Origin of the sequence: Saccharococcus thermophilus, assembly GCF_011761475.1 — a bacterium.
Lineage (GTDB): Bacteria > Bacillota > Bacilli > Bacillales > Anoxybacillaceae > Saccharococcus > Saccharococcus thermophilus.
In genome coordinates this window covers 47,360-67,694 of record NZ_JAASRS010000001.1, presented here as the reverse complement: position 1 = coordinate 67,694, position 20,335 = coordinate 47,360, and the positions used below count along the sequence as shown (strand labels likewise).

At 41.9% G+C, this 20,335-nt stretch carries 18 protein-coding genes, 3 pseudogenes and 1 riboswitch; of the genes and pseudogenes, 16 read left to right on the top strand and 5 right to left on the bottom strand.

Annotation, left to right across the window (positions count from 1 at the left end; translation table 11 throughout):
- Position 1: 1 nt before the first annotated feature.
- Positions 2-208, top strand: a pseudogene (locus BDD39_RS16235) (nuclear transport factor 2 family protein); the annotation flags it as partial.
- A gap of 363 nt (positions 209-571) precedes the next feature.
- On the opposite strand, the gene BDD39_RS00375 reads toward BDD39_RS16235, so the two are convergent.
- Complete coding sequence (locus BDD39_RS00375) at positions 572-1,663, bottom strand: DUF5050 domain-containing protein (RefSeq protein WP_166907167.1); 1,092 nt, start codon at positions 1,661-1,663, stop codon at positions 572-574.
- A 282-nt stretch (positions 1,664-1,945) separates the two neighbouring features.
- On the opposite strand from BDD39_RS00375, the gene BDD39_RS16520 reads away from it, so the two are divergent.
- Positions 1,946-2,074: a hypothetical protein gene (locus BDD39_RS16520; protein WP_279587906.1), complete on the top strand. Its 129-nt coding sequence runs from the start codon at positions 1,946-1,948 to the stop codon at positions 2,072-2,074.
- Between the two features lie 141 nt (positions 2,075-2,215).
- Positions 2,216-2,926, top strand: coding sequence for a DsbA family oxidoreductase (locus BDD39_RS00365; RefSeq protein ID WP_166907165.1), 711 nt, complete (start codon positions 2,216-2,218; stop codon positions 2,924-2,926).
- Positions 2,927-2,986: 60 nt separating this feature from the next.
- Here the strand turns inward: BDD39_RS00365 and BDD39_RS00360 are convergent, their stop codons facing one another.
- The gene (locus BDD39_RS00360) at positions 2,987-3,451 is read right to left on the bottom strand and encodes a DinB family protein (protein WP_166907163.1); all 465 of its coding nucleotides are present in this window, start codon (positions 3,449-3,451) and stop codon (positions 2,987-2,989) included.
- A gap of 63 nt (positions 3,452-3,514) precedes the next feature.
- Positions 3,515-3,682, bottom strand: a pseudogene (locus BDD39_RS00355) (ATP-binding protein); the annotation flags it as partial.
- Positions 3,683-3,738: 56 nt separating this feature from the next.
- Between BDD39_RS00355 and BDD39_RS00350 the strand changes: the two are divergent.
- From BDD39_RS00350 to BDD39_RS00325, 6 genes are all read left to right on the top strand, one after another.
- Positions 3,739-3,996, top strand: coding sequence for a DUF3949 domain-containing protein (locus BDD39_RS00350; RefSeq protein WP_166912186.1), 258 nt, complete (start codon positions 3,739-3,741; stop codon positions 3,994-3,996).
- A gap of 234 nt (positions 3,997-4,230) precedes the next feature.
- Positions 4,231-4,869 (top strand): response regulator transcription factor, encoded by a 639-nt coding sequence (locus tag BDD39_RS00345; RefSeq protein ID WP_166912183.1) that lies wholly within the window; start codon positions 4,231-4,233, stop codon positions 4,867-4,869.
- Positions 4,870-4,878: 9 nt separating this feature from the next.
- Complete coding sequence (locus BDD39_RS00340; protein WP_166907161.1) at positions 4,879-5,982, top strand: sensor histidine kinase; 1,104 nt, start codon at positions 4,879-4,881, stop codon at positions 5,980-5,982.
- Between the two features lie 118 nt (positions 5,983-6,100).
- Positions 6,101-7,036, top strand: coding sequence for an ABC transporter ATP-binding protein (locus BDD39_RS00335; protein WP_166907159.1), 936 nt, complete (start codon positions 6,101-6,103; stop codon positions 7,034-7,036).
- A gap of 26 nt (positions 7,037-7,062) precedes the next feature.
- Positions 7,063-8,184 carry an ABC transporter permease gene (locus tag BDD39_RS00330; RefSeq protein ID WP_166907157.1) on the top strand — a complete coding sequence of 374 codons (1,122 nt, stop codon included), beginning with the start codon at positions 7,063-7,065 and terminating at the stop codon, positions 8,182-8,184.
- Position 8,185: 1 nt separating this feature from the next.
- Complete coding sequence (locus BDD39_RS00325) at positions 8,186-9,331, top strand: ABC transporter permease (RefSeq protein ID WP_166907155.1); 1,146 nt, start codon at positions 8,186-8,188, stop codon at positions 9,329-9,331.
- A gap of 94 nt (positions 9,332-9,425) precedes the next feature.
- Here BDD39_RS00325 and ltaS read toward each other — a convergent pair whose 3' ends face one another.
- Positions 9,426-11,387 carry a lipoteichoic acid synthase gene (ltaS, locus tag BDD39_RS00320; protein WP_166907153.1) on the bottom strand — a complete coding sequence of 654 codons (1,962 nt, stop codon included), beginning with the start codon at positions 11,385-11,387 and terminating at the stop codon, positions 9,426-9,428.
- Between the two features lie 604 nt (positions 11,388-11,991).
- Positions 11,992-12,133: riboswitch (cyclic di-AMP (ydaO/yuaA leader) on the top strand.
- Between the two features lie 120 nt (positions 12,134-12,253).
- Between ltaS and BDD39_RS00315 the strand changes: the two genes are divergently transcribed.
- The 6 genes from BDD39_RS00315 (at position 12,254) to BDD39_RS00290 (ending at position 19,275) form a co-directional block, all read left to right on the top strand.
- Complete coding sequence (locus BDD39_RS00315; protein WP_166907150.1) at positions 12,254-14,089, top strand: APC family permease; 1,836 nt, start codon at positions 12,254-12,256, stop codon at positions 14,087-14,089.
- 110 nt (positions 14,090-14,199) lie between these two features.
- Positions 14,200-14,862, top strand: coding sequence for a sporulation membrane protein YtaF (gene ytaF, locus BDD39_RS00310; RefSeq protein WP_166907148.1), 663 nt, complete (start codon positions 14,200-14,202; stop codon positions 14,860-14,862).
- A gap of 106 nt (positions 14,863-14,968) precedes the next feature.
- A complete protein-coding gene (locus BDD39_RS00305) occupies positions 14,969-15,970 on the top strand; it encodes a sporulation protein (protein ID WP_166907146.1) in 1,002 nt (333 codons plus the stop codon).
- Positions 15,971-16,177: 207 nt separating this feature from the next.
- Entirely contained in the window at positions 16,178-17,098 is a 921-nt protein-coding gene (locus tag BDD39_RS00300) for an ROK family protein (protein WP_166907144.1), read from the top strand.
- Positions 17,099-17,326: 228 nt separating this feature from the next.
- Positions 17,327-18,205: an IS982 family transposase gene (locus BDD39_RS00295; RefSeq protein WP_166907142.1), complete on the top strand. Its 879-nt coding sequence runs from the start codon at positions 17,327-17,329 to the stop codon at positions 18,203-18,205.
- A 248-nt stretch (positions 18,206-18,453) separates the two neighbouring features.
- Positions 18,454-19,275: an undecaprenyl-diphosphate phosphatase gene (locus tag BDD39_RS00290; protein WP_166912181.1), complete on the top strand. Its 822-nt coding sequence runs from the start codon at positions 18,454-18,456 to the stop codon at positions 19,273-19,275.
- 52 nt (positions 19,276-19,327) lie between these two features.
- Here the strand turns inward: BDD39_RS00290 and BDD39_RS00285 are convergent.
- Positions 19,328-19,501: pseudogene (locus tag BDD39_RS00285) on the bottom strand (response regulator transcription factor); the annotation flags it as partial.
- A gap of 135 nt (positions 19,502-19,636) precedes the next feature.
- Between BDD39_RS00285 and BDD39_RS00280 the strand changes: the two are divergent.
- On the top strand, positions 19,637-20,320 hold the full coding sequence (locus tag BDD39_RS00280) for a hypothetical protein (RefSeq protein ID WP_243845959.1): 684 nt from the start codon (positions 19,637-19,639) through the stop codon (positions 20,318-20,320).
- Positions 20,321-20,335 lie beyond the last annotated feature (15 nt).

The following is a 20,335-nucleotide window of genomic DNA, read 5'->3' as shown; positions in this document are numbered from 1 at the left end:
CATAACACATTTACGCGCTATAGCAGGAATGGTGCCGCCTGGACACTCAGACATCGATCCTAAACTCAACGCACATCACACGCTTATCGCAGTTAAGAGCGAAGAGGGCTGACAGATCGAGCTTTTTCAGAATACCCCTGCTCAGTTTCACGGAAGGCCTGAGTTGGTCGAGCAAATGACAGAGGAATTAAGGCAGTTGCTTAAGTGAGCATTGCCACAATCAAGCACGATGGCGTGATAAGCACCTGTTTTTAGCTTTTCAGACGAAATATCCTTTGTCCAGTAAAAATTCAACAATTTATTTTAAACCCCAGGTATGATGACCTGGGGTTTAGTGTGTTTTAGGCTCTAAAATGAAATAACTTAACTTCGTCTGTTGCCGAAAACGTTGTATGTGACAGTGGGATTATCATGTCAAAAAGTCATCGTTGAAATATGAAATGATACCCTTATTTCAAATAGTTTCTGGAATTATAAAAAAACCCTTCCTAACATTAAGTGTCTGTTAGAAAGGGAAAGAAATTTAGTAAGCTAAGCAAAAACACGATCAGTACTTTAGTTTTCAATTAAATTAAAATGTGATCTTTTTCAAACTTGTTCCTTGAATATATAGTAGTTGTCCATTTTTTGCACTAACCGAATAAATGTAAGTTTCTGATTTCAGATAATCATATGTCAACAGTTTCTTAATCAATTTTCCTTTCAAATCATATAAGCCAACGATCGCATAAGATCCACTAAACTTTTCGGCAACAAAGCGGTTTTTCTTCAAATCGATGCTTTGAACGTCATCATATGTTGTAGGGGAAGGGAGTTTCGTGACTTTTTTACTTGCAAAATCGAAATAATAATAGTCTATAGTTGTGTCTCCTGAATCCTCGATCCAATGAAATCCCTCATCTAAAATGAAGTAATTTCCAGGTGCACACCCACTGTCACCATAAAGTTCTGATTGGATAGCCGAAGCTCGTTTAACTCCTTTGCCATCGAGCCCCATCCAATAGAGCTCTCCGTTTTTAATAAAATAAATTTGGTTTTGCGCTATCCAAAAGTCCGTTACGCCTTTATATAGGACTTGCTTTTTCTTTCCATCTAACGTGGATTTGATGATCGTAAAATTACCCATTGCCTCATTTTCGATTTTTGCGTAGTAAATATAAGAGCCAATTACTTTAAATGGATTTGCGGTAAGCGAAGAAACTTTATCGCTTATTACTTTTGTGATTTTACCGTTGCTGCTGCGTTTGTAAATTTCTAATATATCAGAAGGAGTTCCTCTACAGTAACCTTCAGTCAAAAGGGCGCGGGCAAGTAGTTTAGTAAAGTATATATTTTCTCCAACCACCTGAATATACTGAATAGGTTCGTTATTCAATTCAACATTGGTTTTATAATCGGCTGCTTGAGCAATGCGTTCATTAATGTAAACCTCTTTAGTGTCTATGAAGTTTAGGGGCGGTTTAGTTGTTTGTTTCATTTTATATACTTTTTCTTTTAATACTGGAACTGGTTTTCCATTTGGTATCGCTTTATAAATGCCTGGGGATATTTTTGAGCTGCCTTTCACCGTGTAATAAATTTCTTTAGATGCCGCATGACTAGATAAAGGAAAAGACAAGAAAAGGATGAATATTGTACATAATAGTATCCAATATTTTCTCATCTTTATTACCTGACTGCTAAAAATCTAATTGATTAACCGAACCAAACAGATGTGAATGCAGATTTAGCAGCCGAGCTGCACCTCCTCACCTTTGTTTGATTTTTCAGAAATTATTTTAATTGCTTTTTTTCTATGTTTCAATGACTGTTTTTTTGACAAATTTTTCAACATATTAAGCGAGTCATATTCGCGTGGAAGAAGGCGGAGTATATCGAATCGTCCTTCATGAACGCCAGTTGAGAGGAAAGGTGGAGGTTTACTGGCGCATAGGCCGTACCGGTTTTGATATATCGATTTGCCCCTGAATTTGGTTACCGCATTGAAGCGGGAGGAATGGTTCGCATCCTTGTCGGCTTGTTTGTATTAGCTGTGACATGGCTGCTTAATAAGAAGTTTCGCATTACAAAATAATGATGGGCGGTATTTCTTTTATGGATTCCGAGTTCATTTATTTGAATGCCGGCATGGCGATTCGCTACAATAAGGTGGAAACATGAATTTCGCTTTCTTGTTGTTTACGCAACGGAGAGCTGAAACCGAGGTGCATATACGATGAAAATAGAAGTTTGGTCCGATTTTGTCTGTCCATTTTGCTATATTGGGAAACGCCGGTTGGAAAGAGCGCTTGAGCAGTTTCCGCATAAAGACCAAGTTGAAGTCGTGTTCCGCAGTTTTGAGCTGGATCCAAACGCGAAAAAGCATTATGATATGACGATCCATGAAATTATCGCGAAAAAATACGGCATTTCGGTTGAAGAAGCGAAAAGGGTCAATGCCGATATTGGCAGACAGGCAGAGTCGGTCGGGCTGACATTTCGCTTTGATACGATGAAGCCGACGAATACGTTCGACGCCCACCGCCTTGCCAAATATGCGGAAGAGAGAGGAAAACTTCCGGAAATGGCGGAGCGGCTGTTTCAAGCCTATTTTACCGATTCGAAACGGATTAGCGACCATGACGTGCTCATCGAGCTGGCTAGCGAAGCCGGTCTGGATCGGGAGGAAGCGAGACAAGTTCTCGAAAGCAGCCGCTATACCGATGAAGTGAGAAAGGATGAGGCGGAGGCGGCCCGTTTGGGTGTCCGCGGCGTGCCGTTCTTTGTGCTGAACCGCAAATACGCGATTTCCGGCGCGCAGCCGACAGAAGTGTTTATGCAGGCGCTTGAAAAAGTATGGGAAGAGGAAAACGCAAACTCGCCATTGCAGCCGCTGGCATCGGACGGAGGGGGCCAATGCACAGACGGCAGCTGCCAGATCGAATAGGCAAATGTATGAAAAAACAACCAGACGGTCTTTGGAGAGAGCCGCCTGGTTGTTTTTTTGTTAACCGCGTTTGACAAACAATGGCAAGTCGGTATGCCCCATTTCGCGGACGTATACGAAGAGCTGGCCTTTATGGTGGATTTCATGGTCCATTGCCATTTGCAAAAATTGCGCTGTTGGGATTTTCGCGCCAAATACGTTCGTGAGATCTAAAACGCGTTCGAAGTCTTCATCAGTAAGGGATTCCAGCAATTGCTTCGTTTTTTCCGTATATGTTTGGGCAAGCTTTTGCAAATTGGTCTCCGTTTCCTCAATTTTTTGTGTAAATAACGCTGGATCTCCATGTTTTGCGGTGTTGGCGAATTTATAAAAGCTGAAAAGAATATGAGTGGCTAAATCTTTTGCCGGCATCGACGTTGGTGTCGGCTTGTAGTCGTAATGTTTTTCTTCGATTTTGTTAATTAGCTCTACCGTGACATTACGGTGAGACAAAAAGTATTGTACAAATTTCTGTGTTCGGGTCATGTGCATTCCTCCCTTTGGAATCGTTTCTCTTTCTGAATTATATCAAAGAAGGGCAGGATACGGTTAGTGAGGCAGCTTGACGATGAAGGTTGTCCCTTGCCCAAGGGTGCTTTCTACGTCGGTCGTGCCATTATGGGCCAATACAAATTCTTTCGCAATCGCCAGCCCCAGTCCCGTTCCGCCCCGATTGCGCGTTCGTGACTCATCGGTGCGGTAAAACCGATTAAACAACAAATGAAACTTTTGGAAATTTCTTTCGTAATATATAAAAAGGGGGGGAGTGTGTGATGCCGTCTGCATGGCTATTTTTTGGAGGCATTGCTTTGCTGTATTTCTTTGTGATGGTTCCAATTCAATATTTGTATATATCAGGAATAAAAGAACGGGCAAGAAAATCGAAGCTTTCGCAAGAACAAATGTATCAGAACATGTCGTTTGAAGAAGAGCAGCTCCATTACCATATGCAAGGAAATATAATGAATTGGCCTGCTGCGATTGTCGCTCATTTTTTGTATCGATTGCGCCATCGCAATACAAAGGCGTAAAAGAGACGATGTACGGGTCAGATGTACCATGACTGTTTCGCTCCGTTTCTTGCAGATCTATATGTTTACGGAGTGTGTCTGTTATAGAAAGATGTTTGGAGATGACAGGAGGAAGCAGGTGTCCATTTTATCCATGTTTCTACACATATATATGGCTGCGGAGATAAATATAGTAAAATGAAAAGAGAGGAAAGGATGTGAATGGGGATGAAGGACACCTCCTCGCCAGAACCGATGAAAATAAAAGTCATTATAGCCGATGATAATTCCTTTGTTCGCGAAGGAATGCGAATTATATTAAGCACGTACGATGAGTTTGAGGTCGTAGCGACAGTGAACGATGGACAAGAGGCATTCCGTTACTGCAAGAATCATGATGTAGATATCGCGCTATTGGATGTGCGCATGCCGAACATGAACGGAGTCGAAGCGACCAAACTCATATGTGAGCAAACAAAGACGAAACCTCTTATACTCACTACTTTTGATGACGATGAACATATTCTAGATGCCATCCGAAACGGCGCGAAAGGATATTTTTTGAAAAATACCGACCCAGAGAGAATACGGGAGGCGATTAAAGCAGTATATAACGGAAATATCATTATGCAGGATGTCGTAATGGAAAAGATCAAGTCCAGCTTAAAAGAAGAAAAAGAAGCAGAGCCTAAAGTCGACAAAAGCCTTTTTACGGAAAGAGAAATGGAAATTATGTCTCTCATTGCGAAAGGTCTTTCGAATAAAGAGATTTCGAAGCAGCTTTTTATATCGGAAGGAACGATCGCCAATTACATCACTTCGATTTTAGATAAAACAGGATTACAGCATCGCACACAGATCGCCATTTATTATTTAACAGGAAAAATTAGTTGAGGGATATCAATGGAGCTTTGGTTCATCCTGAACAAACTCATCGTGTGGGCCTATATGGCTGCCTGTTACGTGTACTCTGATAATACCGCTATTTCTTGGTTTGTTTTTTCTTCTCTTGTCTACTTTTGTATCAATATGGTCATTTATATTGTCAAAAAAGATGCAGTGAAAAAGGGTGCGGTGCTGCTATCGATCGTTCTTATACTTATTTCGAGTTTCTATATTTACCCTTTATTTATTTTACTTTTGCCCATCAATCTATATGAATTCGCTTCTGGCCATATATGTAAAAAATGGATGCTGTTTCTCTTGCTTTCGATCCCAATTTTATTTGTCCAAGAAGACCTATATTCTATATATGGGCTTGTTATGTCATTTAGTTTTATGAGTGTTACGATGGCAAAACAGTACACGCTTAAAACGGAACAATTGGAAGACCGCCTCGATCAAATGCGGAGAGATATACAACGATTAACAAAAAGTTTAAACGAATATCATGAATACATAAAGCAGTCAGAATATACGCTCCAATTAGAGGAACGAAACCGTCTGTCACAGCGAATTCATGACCAAATCGGCCATTCCATGACCGGGGCGCTGATTCAGTTGGAAGCTGCGAAGCGCTTAATGGACATGGACAAAGAAAAAGCAAAAGAGCTATTGCAAAACGCCATCCATATCTCGAAAGAAGGAATTGAAAATATAAGAATGACGTTAAAACAAATAAAGCCCCCATCTGAACAAATCGGTATGAATCGGGTGAGATTATTCATAGAGGAATTTTCGGCTAAACACCACATTCAAATTCCGCTTGTATGCAAAGGGGATTTGGAGGTCATTTCCCCTATCCAATGGAAAATTATTTATGAGAATATTGCCGAGGCGTTAACGAATGCGATGAAATATGCGGAAGCGACTGTCGTTTCCGTTGAGATTCATGTACTTAACACTCTCATTAAAGTGGAAGTGAAAGATAATGGAAAAGGCGCCGAAAAAATAAAAAAAGGCCTTGGAATCATGGGAATGGAAGAACGGGCCGCTTCGGTAAACGGCACTGTGATTGTCGACGGCACAAAAGGCTTTTCTGTGACAACGTTGCTTCCCATTCAATGAATGACCTCATGCAGAAAACATGAAAATTCTCATGTGGAAAAGATGAACTCCTGCACTTACAGGGGTTCATCTTTTTTTCTATAATAAGCAACATAAAGCAGGTAAAGAGGGTGAAAGGATGAACATATTAGAAATCAAAAACGTAACGAAAAAATTTGGCGACTTCATCGCGGTAGATAATATGTCTTTAACGGTAGCGGAAGGGGAAATATTTGGATTTCTCGGGGCAAACGGAGCTGGGAAAAGTACAACAATCAATATGATTTCCGGGCTGTTGCGTCCCAACGCGGGAGAGATCAAGATTCTTGGGAAAGACATTGGAAATCATAGCCATTTTGCCAAAAGGAACATCGGTATCGTTCCCCAAGATATCGCGATTTATGAAGATTTAACAGCATATGAAAATGTAAAATTTTTTGCCGGCTTATATGGACTGCGTGGTTCCCAGCTGCATGAGCGGGTGGAAGAAGCATTACAGTTTGTCGGGTTAAGCGATAAACAGAAAAGCTATCCGAAAAATTTTTCAGGCGGAATGAAACGAAGATTAAATATTGCTTGCGCGATCGCCCACCGGCCGAAGCTGATTATTATGGATGAGCCTACCGTAGGCATTGATCCGCAATCGCGAAATTATATTTTGGCCTCTGTCAAAAAGTTAAACGAAATGGGATGTACGATCATTTATACAAGCCACTATATGGAGGAAGTCGAAGAAATTTGCACGCGAATCGCCATTATCGATCATGGGAAAATCATTGCGGAGGGAACGAAAGAACAGCTTCAAGCGATTATCACGAACACAAAAGACGTTTGGATCGGAGTCAAATCAACCGAAAACATGGATATAAACAAACTCAAAGAAATTAGTGGAGTAAAGGCAGTGCAAGGCGAAGAAAACATGGTGAAAATCAGCTCGGATATAGGAGTCAATAACCTTAACAGCATTATCCAATGTTTGATGAATGATGGCGTAGAAATACGTTCACTGGAAGAAAAATCACCAAATTTAGAAACGGTCTTCCTTACCTTAACGGGAAGAAATTTAAGAGATTAGCCTTGTAATACAAAGGAGGTTTTTTCTTGAATATCGTTAATATCGCCATAAAAGAAATAAAAAGAGAGTTTCGCGATGTGAGAACACTCATTTTTATGCTTGCATTTCCGATTGTGCTCATGTTAATACTTGGTACGGCCCTTTCTAGCGCGTTTGATTCCACTATTTCGGTGGGGGATATTCATGTTTTGTACAAAGACAAAACGGCTGGGGAGTTTTCCAAATATGTTCGTACATTTATGGAAGAAGCAAAGAAATTTGACATTCATTTCAAAAAAGCCTCCCATCATATGGATGCGAGAAGAGCAGTCAAACAAGGGGATTATGATGGCTACATGGAAATCAGTAATAACGGAATACAGCTATATACGAATAATAACAATTCGGTCAAAGGCAGTGTTCTTCAAGGAATGGTGACTGCTTTTGCCGATCAATATAATATGGTTGCGGCTGTAGCGCAAGTGAAGCCCAATCAAGTTTATCATGTGATGAACAATGGACCTCGTGATGACTATATACAAGAAACCTCTCTGCATTCTAAACGGCAGCCAGGCGCCATGGACTATTATGCCATTACGATGACAACGATGATTGCTCTTTACGGAGCTATATCGGCCAGTTATTTAATAAGGGGAGAAAGAGCAAGAAAAACAGCAGATCGGTTGCTGGCGGCGCCAATTCATAAGAGTGAAATTTTTATCGGAAAAATACTCGGAAGCATGGTTGCCAATTTACTTTGTGTTGCCATTATCATCGTTTTCAGTAAGTTTGTCTTCAAAGCGTATTGGGGACATCACCTTGCCCTCGTGTACCTTGTGGTGCTTACTGAAGTACTATTCGCCATTAGTTTCGGGTTGGGGATCAGCTACATCGCAAGGACAGAAGGAGCTGCGAGAATGATTGTTATGGTGGTGGTACAGTTAGCGTCTTTCTTCGGCGGGGCGTATTTTAAAATAGACGCTACAAGTACAATGGCAAAGTTTATTACTCATCTTTCTCCGCTCACATGGGTAAACACGGCTATTACAAAAATGATTTATGCCAATGATTTGTCCGCCAGCTTCCCTGCCATATTCCTAAATGTCGGATTATCAGCGCTGTTTTTGCTGATCGCGGGGATGTCGTTTACGAGACGGGAGGGATTATAAGATGCGAGACCTGGTTTGGCTAATAAGGCATACATTAAAAGTGACGTTTAAAAACAAAAAAAACATATTGTTGTATTTTGGGACTCCATTGATTGGGATTATGATATCTTTACTGGCTTATGGCGGCTCTACAGCGAAGGATTTGCGTGTCGGTATTGTAAACCATGATCCTCAGTATATTACCAATGATACGATACATTTTGTCAAAAGCATTGAACATATATCGGTTACGAATGTAAAAGAGTCAGAAATAGATGACAAAATTACATCTGGGCAGCTAGACTGTGTGCTTATTTTTCATTCAAGGTTTTCACAAAGCGTTCAAGAAGGACAGCCTAACCATATTCAAATCGTTTCAATTCGGGGAACAGAAATTACAGGTTTTATCAAATCGTATCTGTATCATTATATCGATAATATTGCTGCCCTTGGCAAAATTGCAAAAGGGGATGAACATACATTTTTGGAGATGTACAAACGTTATCAGCAATCTCCGTTTAAAATATCGGCCCATTCGTTACAAGATACATCGAAACACAAATATATGACGTATCAAACAATCGGATATTTGCTCATGATCATGCTTTTATCGGCGGGAAATTTAGCCGAAATCATTATTAAAGAAAAAGAAAATCGAACGTATTTCCGATTATTATCCACCCCTATTAGTGCAAAGCAGTATGTATTATCCAATGTCATCGTTAACATGATCGTAATGACAGGACAGATTATCATTACGTTACTCATGATGGATAAAGTATTTCACATCCAAACGAATATTCCTTTTTGGCAAATGGCAATGATCCTCATGATTTTTTCCTTGGTAGCTATTGGAGTAGCGTTAATGACAGTGGCTTTTGCGAGCAGTTCCGCTTCTTCAGGAGCGTTGCAAAATTTATTGATCGTTCCTACATGCATGCTTGCGGGATGTTTTTGGCCAGTGGATATTATGCCTGCGTTTGTGCAAAAAATGGCTGACTTTCTTCCACAGCGGTGGGCGTTAGATACGTTATTGAAATTACAGCAAGGGCATCATTTCGGAAGCATATATTTAAATATACTTATTCTTTTTGCCTTTGCGCTCGCTTTTTTCTTAATCGCTGTTTACAAATTCGGGAGAAATCGTAGTGTGGGCAATTTTTTATGACACATCATGCGGTTTGATCCAATATATACGGAGATATATCAATGCCAAACGGGTGATTGAATGGCTAAAAGTATAAAAAACGAGGGAAGCATGATCAGTTGCTTCCCTCGTCTTTATTTTCACGATTCGTATAATCATATTTGGATGGATCGACTGGCTTAAATCCTTTCGGTGTATAGAATCGCAACAAGTCACCGTACACAACTTTATCGGAAAGGTCGAGTTTGGTCCGGACGATTTGTTCCATACGTTTCATTTCAGGCGTTGCTTGTAACGGCTGGCCTGTTTTGGAATCATAAAACTTGCCGTTGACCTCGGTAACCGTTGGACTGACAAAGTCGCCGTTGCGGAATGGTACGATTTCTTGATGTTCTGGTGACAACAAGTCTGTACCGAATTGGACATAGTTTTTCGTATCGATTCCTAACAAGTGAAGAAGTGTTGGCAATACGTCGATTTGTCCGCCGTATTTATGAATGACTCCGCCTTTGACACCCGGAACATGGATAAATAAAGGTACTCGTTGCAATTGCGCGTTTTCAAATGGTGTAATTTCTTTTCCTAACAATTGTGACATTGCTTTATTATGGTTTTCGGAAATTCCATAATGGTCACCATATAAAATGATGACGGAACGGTTGTACAAACCGGATTTTTTAAGGTAATCAAAGAACTCTTTTACTGCCTCGTCCAAATAGCGAGCCGTTTGGAAATAACGGTCTACCGTGCTATCGCCGGTATCTGCCGGTCCGATCGTAGCATCTTCTTCGCTAATTGGATAAGGGAAGTGGTTCGATAGCGTGATAAACTTGACATAAAATGGTTCTTTTAGTGTTTCTAATAATGGAATGGATTCTCTAAAGAACGGTTTGTCCTTTAATCCATAGTTAAGAACATCATGATCATTCATATCATAATAGCTTGCATCAAAGAAGTGGTCGAACCCAAATGATTTATAAATTTCATCACGGTTCCAGAACGTTTTATAGTTGCCGTGGAACACCGCTGTTGTATATCCGTGCTGATGAAGAATCGCCGGCGCTGCTTGGTACGTGTTTTGCCCTTTTGTCGTAAACACGGCCCCTTTCGGCAGTCCAAACAATGAGTTTTCTAACATAAACTCAGCATCGGATGTTTTCCCTTGCCCTGTTTGGTGGAAGAAGTTATCAAAGTAAAAGGTGTTCGGATCATGCGTAAGCGAATTTAAAAACGGCGTTACCTCTTGACCGTGCAATTTAAAGTTGATCAAAAAGTTTTGAAATGATTCCAAATGAATGTAAATCACATTCATTCCTTTTGCCTTACCGAAATATTTCGGATTCGGTTTGGCGTACGTTGCTTGCACGTGGTTTAAAACCGTTGTTATATCGCTTTTATTCGCAAACGCGCGCTGTGTTGATGATTTCATGCTTTGAAAAGCGTCATAGATTAAATAGTTGTAAACCCCTAAATATTTCACAATGTAGTTGCGGTCAAACGTTCTTGTCAGCAGTTGCGGGCGATCCACTTCCGCTAACGCAAGGTTCAAGGTAAAAATGAGAGCAGCGGTCGCGAATATAATGCTTTTTTTGTAGCGTCCGGCCTGTACTGCTGGCAGAGAGAAACGTTTCGAAACGACAATCGTTATTAAAATAATCGTATCTAAAAAATAGAAAATATCGTACCACTTGATTAATTCCCAAACACTTCCGCCAAGGTCGCCAAAGTTTTTCGTTTGTGTCAGCGTTGGCAATGTAATAAAGTCGCTAAAGAAACGGTAGTATACAATATTGGCGTATAAAATAAACGATAAAATGAAATTAATAATAATAAGCCAAGCGTACGCTCGTTTTCCTTTCGCCAATAACGCTAAGCCTAAAAAGAAGATCGCTGAACTTACCGGGTTAATGAATAACAAAAATTCCTGCATGGAATTGCTTATGCCTAAGTTAAATTCCGCTAGATAAGCCACATACGTTTTCATCCAAAACAAAAATATAGCAAAAATAAAAAAACCAATATATTGGTTAGGGAGAGAACGGTATTTATTTAACAACTTTTCACCAATCCTCTTCACGTCCTCTTCGCCTCCTTGTTTGTTATTTCGAACAACTGGCGCAATGAATAGCACATATATGAACAACAGCTGCACAAAGTCCACCGTGCAGCATGTGAAGCATATGTCATCATTTTACATCGAAAAATCTCCACGTCAAGTAGCATAATACCTATTTTATATAAAGTCAAATGGAATGTTTTTTCTTTCCACGTCTATCTTATCTTCTGCTTCTCGCCACTCCCCCCTTTTTGCTTTGTCTGTTTTATATAGACGAAAGTGGAAATAAAATGGTTTCATGTTTATGGAAAAATTTTGTCCAAAATAATGGCCATGCCCTTTACCTATTTTATTAAGGGAATGATGCATTATGATAAAAAGTAATGGAATGTACTGGATTTTGCTGCTTTTTGGTATATTTTTGCCTGCATGAACCACAACGATTTAGAAAATGAAATGGATAAAAATATAAGCAAGACTGCAAAAATAAGCAAAAGCGTGAGAAAGAAAGAAAAAGGAAAGATAAAAAGCGATAAAATAATCAAAACCTTATTGAATCCCTTCTTTTTGCTCCTTTACAGTGAAGGCAGAAGAGAGTAATATAGCAGCTATAATTTAACATTATGTACAAAAATCGCTGAATCCTTGATGGAGCGGGGGAACCGAGTTAGTAACGTATGTTACTTGGGGTGAATCCTGGAAAGGAAGGGCAATCTCTCCATGCCCTAACCCGACAGCTAACTCCGCAAGCGTTTTGGGAGGGATGTAAAGGGAATGTTTGTCTTCACCTAGCCGTTGAGTACATCCTCAACGGTTTTTTCGTTTTGGACTGATAATCGATAAGAAAAAAGAAAATAATAATCGAGAGCGAAAGAGGGGGTAAATGGATGGCTTCTTTAAAACGGTGGATCATTGGTTCGCCAATGGAAACAAAACAGCTAAAACATGAAAAGTTGCCGAAATGGAAAGCATTGGCGGTATTTTCTTCTGATGCGCTTTCATCGGTGGCGTATGCGACGGAAGAGATTTTATTAGTATTAATGTTGTTAGGAACGAGCGTGTTTTTTTATTCGCTGCCGATTGCAATTGCAATCTTGGTATTGTTGCTGCTTGTGACGTTATCCTATCGCCAAATCATTTACGCATTTCCGTCCGGCGGCGGAGCTTACGTAGTTGCTAGAGATCATTTGGGAACGGCGACAAGCCTCGTTGCCGGCGCGGCGTTAATGATTGATTATATTCTTACGGTAGCCGTCAGCATTAGCTCAGGAGTAGCGGCATTAACATCTGCGTTTCCAAGCTTGTTGCCGTGGAAAGTACAAATCGGAGTGGCGCTTGTATTGCTGCTAATGATTTTAAACTTGCGTGGAATCACCGAGTCAGCCACAGTGTTTGCGTACCCAACGTACTTGTTTATTATTTCCGTATTAGTGCTTATTGCCGCAGGAGGATGGCAGCTGTGGCATGAAGGATGGCATGGGTTTAATTACAAAGAGCACGCTTCCGCTGAACATCTTTTTGCTTCAGGCTATAGTGTGTTTATTTTATTAAGAGCATTTGCATCGGGATGTTCGGCGATGACAGGGGTAGAAGCCATTAGTAACGGCGTCCCGTCATTTAGACCGAATAGCTCGAAAAATGCAGCCATAACGATGGGATGGATGTCCGCTTTATTAGGAACGATGTTTTTAGGAATTACCATTTTAGCAGCGGGATTTGGCGTGACACCGCTTGAGCATAAGACCGTTATTTCCCAAATCGGCCATCATGTTTTTGGCGATAGCATTTTCTTTTACTTGTTTCAAATGGTTACGATGCTCATTTTAGTGCTGGCCGCAAATACAAGCTTTGCTGGTTTTCCACAGTTGGCTTCCATTATCGCCAACGACCGGTTTTTGCCGAGAAGATTGGCGGCACGCGGCGACCGCCTTGTATTTTCGAACGGAATTATTCTGCTAAGTATTTTTGCTATAGTACTGATTATTACATTTCACGGTGAAACCCATTCACTGATCCCGCTGTATGCGGTTGGTGTGTTTCTTTCGTTCACGATCGGCCAAAGCGGAATGCTAAAGAAAATATGGAAAGATAAAGAAATGCGAAAACCAACAACGATGCTGACCATTGCGGCAGGCACCATTGTAACGGGGCTGGTCACCATCATTACGGTAGTGGCAAAATTTACGCAAGGCGCATGGTTAGTCATTGTCGCCATTCCATTGCTGGTATGGATGTTTTACCGCATTCACGATCATTATGAAAAATTAGGCGAACAGCTAAAACTAGATGAACAAGAATGGATGCTTCGTGAAAAAATGTTAAAACCAAAAGTGATTATCCCAATTTCAGGGGTAAGTAAAGTAGTCGCGCAATCGGTGCAGTACGCACGAAGCATTTCCAACGATATTACGGCGGTCTCCGTGATTTTTCATGAGGAAGAAGAACAAAAGTTAAGAGCTAAATGGGAAAAATTTTATCCCGATATTCCATTACAGGTGATCTATTCACCGTATCGGACGATTTTGTGGCCAATATTAGACTATATTAATGAGGTGGAAAAACAGGCCAACGGTTCGCCGGTTACGATTTTAATGCCGCAATTTATCGTGAAAAAATGGTGGCATACGCTTTTGCATAACCAAACGGCGATTGTTTTGCGCTTTTTCTTGATTATGAAAAAGGACATTGTCATTGCAACATTGCCGTATCATTTACGGGAATAATGTGTCGATAGAAGCAGAAATATTTCCTTGGAAATCGACATATGTCGAATAGACGAAAGAAGTTCCTTCTGCGTGAATCATTGCATATAGTAACGTAGGGGGAACGAATAATGTGGAAATATATATCGATGATCATGTTGGCCTTTGCCGTTAGTATGGACAGTTTAAGCATTGGAGTGACATACGGAATCAGGAAAATTCAATTTCCACTTCGCTCCAAGCTGGTTATCGCATGTATGTCTGGCGTGATGTTGTTATTATCCATGTATGTCGGCAGTGTTCTTTTGTTGTTTTTGCCGATGCAGGTGGAACGATGGCTCGCTTCCGCTATATTAATTGCTCTTGGCGTTTGGGCGATTTATAATGTAGTTAAAGAAGAAGAGGATAAGTACGAAACGCTTGAACCATTGGTGGCGGCCCCACCCCGCATGAAAGTATGGAGGTTTCAATCGGAGCGGTTTGGCATTGTCATTCAAGTGCTAAAGCGCCCGACGTTAGGGGATTTGGATCATTCTGGAAGCATCAGTATGAAAGAGGCGATATTGATTGGTTTCGCGCTGTCGATGGATGCGTTTGGCGCGGGAATCAGCGCCTCCATTTTAGGGTATTCGCCATTGATTCTTGCTTTGCTTGTATGTACATTAAATATTGTTTTTATCGGTTTAGGGTTAAAAGCGGGAAATCTGCTCTCCAAGACAAAGGCAGTGAAGAAGGCTACGGTCATCCCTGGAACGATTTTAATCTGCCTCGGCATCACGAAAATGTTTTTTTAGAGAATCCTAAAGGCAATGCCTTTAGGATTCATTATGTTGAATCTTTTTGGCCGTTATATTCGTAACTATTCGTAGAAACATTATTTCCATGGGGAGAGATGAACGAATGTGGAAAAAGCTTTTGTCTAAACTTGGAGTAGGAGCTGCGAAAGTAGACCTTGTGCTGCATCGTCCTCATGTACGTCTTGGAGAAAAATTGGAAGGAGAATTTTTGATTGAAGGCGGGGCGGTGGAACAACAAATTCGCAAGCTGGAAGTGGAATTGCAGCTCACCGTTCAAGCCGATGGAAAAGCATATCGCCGAACGGTGGCCGTCATTCCCGTCGCTTCTTCGTTTGCCATTCAGCCTGGGGAAAGAAAGGTATTGCCGTTTTCTTATGTTCTTCCGCTGCATTTGCCAATTACCCGTCATAATGTGCGCTATACGTTTGTGACGCGTTTGGACATTGCGGATGGAGCCGATGCTTTTGACCAGGATGCGATTCATATTCTTCCGCCGTTAGCGCTCGAGAAATTGTTTCAAGCGTTTGCGAAACTTGGTTTCCGTGAAAAGCCTTCTTCAGGAAAAATAAGCGCGTATGGCCAGGAGTTCGCCTTCTTCCCGACGAACATGTTTCAAGGAACGGTACAAGAAGTAGAGTTTTTTGCCCTGATCGAAGAGGAAGGAGTTCGGTTGTATCTAGAAGTAGACGTATGGAATGGATTGGCTGGGCTGCGTGAAAGAGAGATGAAACAAGAGCTATTTTTGCGTTATGAAGAGCTGGATGATGTGGAAGGAACGGCTCACACGCTGCAGCATGCAATCGAAGAAGCGGTTCAAGCCGTTCAGCAGTCTTCTTTCCATGCCGGCACCAACTATGCGCCGCATATGCCGCCATATACTCCTCCACATGTATATTATCCTCATCCGGAATATCATCATGAGGGACATCATTATGGCAGGCATGGCATGATGGGAGCGATTGGCGGATTTGCGGCAGGAATGCTTGCGGGAATGGTGGCTGAAGAATTGTTGGAGGACGTCGTTGAGGATGCGCACGATGACCATGATCTGGGAGACATGCTGGATGTCGGTGATTGGTTCGACGGCGGGGATGATATTATATAAGGTAAAAGAGGGTGTTTCCAAAAGCGGGGACACCCTTTTTTTCTACCTCAATGATCGTGAATCTAAATCGGATATTTATAAATGATGCCCGTTGTATTTCCGATCGATTCGATCATGAACGTCACTTTTGTAAGCGGTTTTAATTAAAATTATAATTAAATCAAGATGAATGTGGATGAATCAAGCAGTACGGGAGAGGGGGATGCAATGAAACAGTATATCGTATTTGATATTGGCGGCACCTATGTAAAACATGCCGTCATGAATGAAGCAGGCAGTTTTTTAGAAAAGGGCAGTTACCCTTCCGAACGAAACGATTTTGAGAAATTTAAAGAAGATTTGCTGGCTGTCGTACGGCAGGCAAAGGAGCGTTATGAAGTGGCGGGAATTGCAATGAGCTGCCCTGGCGGAGTAGATAGTGACAGCGGTGTGATTGGAGGGAGCAGTGCTCTTCCTTGTATTCATGGTCCGAATTTTAAAGAAGTATTTGGAAGCGAAACAGGCCTTCCGGTGGAATTGGAAAATGACGCAAATTGCGCGGCCCTTGGAGAGCTTTGGAAAGGGGCGGCGAAACATAATCGAGATGTTTTATTTGTCGTAGTAGGAACGGGAATCGGCGGAGCGGTTGTCAAAGACCGAAAAATTCATAAAGGCGCCCACCTGCATGGCGGGGAGTTTGGTTATATGATGATGGATGTCCGCAACGAAAACGGGGATATAGAATGCAAAACATGGAGCGACATTGGCGCGACCGGAGCGCTTGTCCGCCGCGTTGCTGAAGAAAAAGGATTAAGCGTCCATGAGCTAAACGGCGAAAAGGTTTTTGCGATGGCGGAACAAGGAGACCCGCAGGCGCAAAAGGCAATTGATGAATTTTATTTTGCGTTAGCGCGGGGAATTTTTAATATTCAATATGCATACGACCCGGAAAAAATTATTCTCGGCGGTGCAATCAGCAATCGCGAGGATTTTATTGAACAAATCGAAAAAAGACTATCTTTGCTTATGTCCCATATAGATATTGCGAAAGTAAGGCCAGTTATCGAAAAATGCCATTTTAAAAACGACGCCAATCTGCTCGGCGCGCTTTATCATTATATGCAACGGCGCGGGGAGTTAATAGAGTAAGAAAAGAAGAGGCTGACTTCAAAAGGTCGGTTCAGCGGCCTTTTGAGTCAACCTCTTTTGATTTTCTATTGTTTATCATTTGTTTATCATTATTTCATTATTTCTTAATCTTTATTATATATAATTTACCCGTGGTGCTAGATAAAATCAGACAAGCATAAAAATAGCCCTTGCATGAGGATCTCCTTAAAATGAAAGTGCAACCAAACATCAAAAGGAGAAGTTCCCATGCAAGAGCACTTTCATTTTACAACAGATCGTGTCAAACTTCAAAAACAATATGCATCGATTTTGCTTTTTGTATCGGCTCAACTATCGAGTATCCAGATTCATCTTCAACGTCGAAATCGTCATTTGTTGAAACAGAAAGACGAAGTCATCATCACCATCCATGTCCTTGGAAAGTTGTTGGGCTTCACTTCCGAACGGGCTTGGCACCGGTTTGTGATTGGGAATTTGTTTCCCAAGGCCTTGTTCCCTGAGCGTTCTCGGTACAACCGTCGCTGCCGAGCGCTTAGCTTTGCGATCAAGTGGATTCGACACCAGTTGGCCAAGCGCGGGCAACACCATGCGTATGCGGTCGTGGACAGCTTGCCGATCGAGCTGTGTCATTCAGCTCGAATGCATCGCGTCAAACGATTCCGTGGAATTGCCGATATTGGCTATTGTGCTTCCAAAAGGATCACTTTCTATGGGTTGAAACTTCACCTGCAGGTCACCGACCAAGGGCTTCCGATGGGATATGTTGTCACCGAAGCGTCTTGTCACGACCGGGTGGCCGCTGAAACCGTCATGACGCAAATTCCACATCCGTATAACCTCGGTGACAAAGGGTATATCAGCCAAAAGCTGCAAAAGAAGCTGTACGAAGAGCACCGGGTCGCTTTTTGGACGCCCGTTCGAAAAAATCAGCGAATTCGCCAATCGGACGCATGGAAACAGTGGATGAAGCGAAAACGTAAAGTGGTGGAAACCGTGTTTTCGATTTTAGTCGATTCGTATCGGATCACCGAGATTCGAGCGAACTCGGTTTCTGGATTTGAAACGGCGCTGGATGGTATTTTACTGGCTTACTCCCTTGTTGTTCTTGGGCTAGTTGAGTGTTAAAACTCAACTAGCACCACGGGTATAATTTATATATAATCTTCATTTGGCTATTTGGATTTTTCGCATCGTTTCTATGGTGGTAGGCAGAAAAATTTTGTAGTACAATAAAACAGGTTGAATTTTAACGTTCTGAAAAATAGATCGATCATCAAATGAATTTTTTCTAGTATAAATATAAAAGTGACATTGATGGAACCGCATGTTGTCATGAAGAAGGCTATCTTTTGAAGAGAAAGGAATGCTTGGCAATGGATATTATTACGATTATTAAAGCGATCATTTTAGGAATGGTTGAAGGATTAACAGAATTTGCCCCGGTTTCCTCGACAGGCCATATGATTATTGTCGATGATACGTGGCTGAAATCGCAGGAATTTTTAGGGAAGTATGCGGCAAACACTTTTAAAGTCGTTATTCAGCTCGGCTCCATTCTCGCTGCCGTTGTTGTGTTTAAAGACCGTTTTATCGACTTGCTTGGGCTGCGCGGACGCCATCGGGATGGACAGCCGCGCCTGAAGCTGACGCAAGTGATTGTCGGACTCATTCCGGCGGGGGTATTAGGGGTATTATTGGAGAATTATATTGACGAACACTTATTTTCGACAGCGACCGTGCTAATCGGGTTAGTGCTTGGAGCGTTGTTAATGATCGTCGCCGATGTATTGGCCAAAAAGAAGCCAGAGGCGCAAACCGTTGATCAAATTACATATAAGCAGGCGATCATCGTCGGTCTTTTTCAGTGTTTGTCCTTATGGCCAGGATTCTCCCGATCCGGCTCGACAATTTCCGGCGGTGTACTGTCAGGAATGAGCCACAAAGCGGCCGCTGATTTTACGTTTATTATGGCTGTTCCGATTATGGCCGGCGCAAGTGGCTTGTCGCTGTTAAAAAACTGGCAGTACGTGACGGCAGCCGATATTCCGTTTTTCATCGCTGGCTTTATTAGCGCGTTTATATTTGCGCTTATCTCCATTCGCTTTTTCTTAAAACTCATTAACAAAATCCGCCTTGTACCATTTGCGGTGTACCGCATTGTTTTGGCGCTGCTGATTTATATCGTCTATTTCTAAAATGTTTTTCCATACAAAACAGCCCGATGGAACCATCTCCTTCGGGCTGTTATTATTCAATCAATTTTAGCTTCATCGCTTTGACGACCGCTCCAACCCGCGAGTCGACATCCAATTTTCGTAAAATCGAAGATACGTGGTGTTCGACCGTTCTTCTGCTGATGTTTAACAGCTCGCTAATTTCTGCGTTTGTCCTATCCTCGGAAATGAGTTGGAGAATTTTTAACATTTTTCCCGAGAAGTCTGCCTTCCTTTAAACGGAGTGAAGGAGGGAGAGGAATCGGGAAGTTTTTGATTCCTAAAAACGAACGTATGTGCTATAATCAAACCATCCATCAAACAAAGAAAGAAGGAAATGCTCGTGCTTCGTGGCCAAAAGTGTTCTTCCGAGCATCGAAAGCGGATTTGGACCGATTGTATGCCTGTAATCGCGAATCTGCCCGTGGTTTGGAATGAATGCCTCCGTTTAGCCAAAGAACACTTTCTCCAGCATGGGCGCTGGATCACCAAAAGCGAACTGCAAAAACAAACGAAAAGGAAGTTCCATCTTCACAGCCAATCGATTCAAGCAGTCTGCCACAAATACCTCTTTGCAAGACAATCTGCTCACCACGCGATCCAGCAAGGACATCCTGCCCGCTACCCCTACAAGAAAAAGAAGCACTTCCCAACGAAATGGGCGAAAGACGATTTCAAAGTGTATGAAAACGGAAAAATCGAACTGTCGATGGGCATTCATCACGGAAAACGGGAAAAGCCGATCGTCGTGTATGCGTCGCGTCTGCCAAAAGGAACGATCAAAGAAATCGAATGCTGCTGGGATCAAGGTCTTTATTTGGCCGTGACATATGAAGATGGACAAAAGGCCGAAGCGTACAAACAGGGTTCCTCCGTCGGAGTCGATCTTGGGGAAGTACACACCATCGGCGCGTTTTGCGAAAACGGGCAAGCTCTCCTTATTACGGGAAGAAAAATACGCTCCCCTTACCGGCTTATGTTGAAGCTGGTCCGGACGGAGAAAGATTTTTGCGTCCAATGCATCTAGGGAATATCGAGATTT

Excerpts from the sequence above, each read along its gene's own strand:
- BDD39_RS00300 (WP_166907144.1), top strand. The coding sequence starts at position 16,178 with ATGAAACAGTATATCGTATTTGATATTGGCGGCACCTATGTAAAACAT.
- BDD39_RS00325 (WP_166907155.1), top strand. The coding sequence starts at position 8,186 with ATGCGAGACCTGGTTTGGCTAATAAGGCATACATTAAAAGTGACGTTT.
- BDD39_RS00350 (WP_166912186.1), top strand. The coding sequence starts at position 3,739 with ATGCCGTCTGCATGGCTATTTTTTGGAGGCATTGCTTTGCTGTATTTC.
- BDD39_RS00315 (WP_166907150.1), top strand. The coding sequence starts at position 12,254 with ATGGCTTCTTTAAAACGGTGGATCATTGGTTCGCCAATGGAAACAAAA.
- BDD39_RS00365 (WP_166907165.1), top strand. The coding sequence starts at position 2,216 with ATGAAAATAGAAGTTTGGTCCGATTTTGTCTGTCCATTTTGCTATATT.
- BDD39_RS00305 (WP_166907146.1), top strand. The coding sequence starts at position 14,969 with ATGTGGAAAAAGCTTTTGTCTAAACTTGGAGTAGGAGCTGCGAAAGTA.
- BDD39_RS00340 (WP_166907161.1), top strand. The coding sequence starts at position 4,879 with ATGGAGCTTTGGTTCATCCTGAACAAACTCATCGTGTGGGCCTATATG.
- BDD39_RS00375 (WP_166907167.1), bottom strand. The coding sequence starts at position 1,663 with ATGAGAAAATATTGGATACTATTATGTACAATATTCATCCTTTTCTTG.
- BDD39_RS00360 (WP_166907163.1), bottom strand. The coding sequence starts at position 3,451 with ATGACCCGAACACAGAAATTTGTACAATACTTTTTGTCTCACCGTAAT.
- BDD39_RS00290 (WP_166912181.1), top strand. The coding sequence starts at position 18,454 with ATGGATATTATTACGATTATTAAAGCGATCATTTTAGGAATGGTTGAA.
- BDD39_RS00335 (WP_166907159.1), top strand. The coding sequence starts at position 6,101 with ATGAACATATTAGAAATCAAAAACGTAACGAAAAAATTTGGCGACTTC.
- BDD39_RS00295 (WP_166907142.1), top strand. The coding sequence starts at position 17,327 with ATGCAAGAGCACTTTCATTTTACAACAGATCGTGTCAAACTTCAAAAA.
- BDD39_RS00345 (WP_166912183.1), top strand. The coding sequence starts at position 4,231 with ATGAAAATAAAAGTCATTATAGCCGATGATAATTCCTTTGTTCGCGAA.
- ytaF (WP_166907148.1), top strand. The coding sequence starts at position 14,200 with ATGTGGAAATATATATCGATGATCATGTTGGCCTTTGCCGTTAGTATG.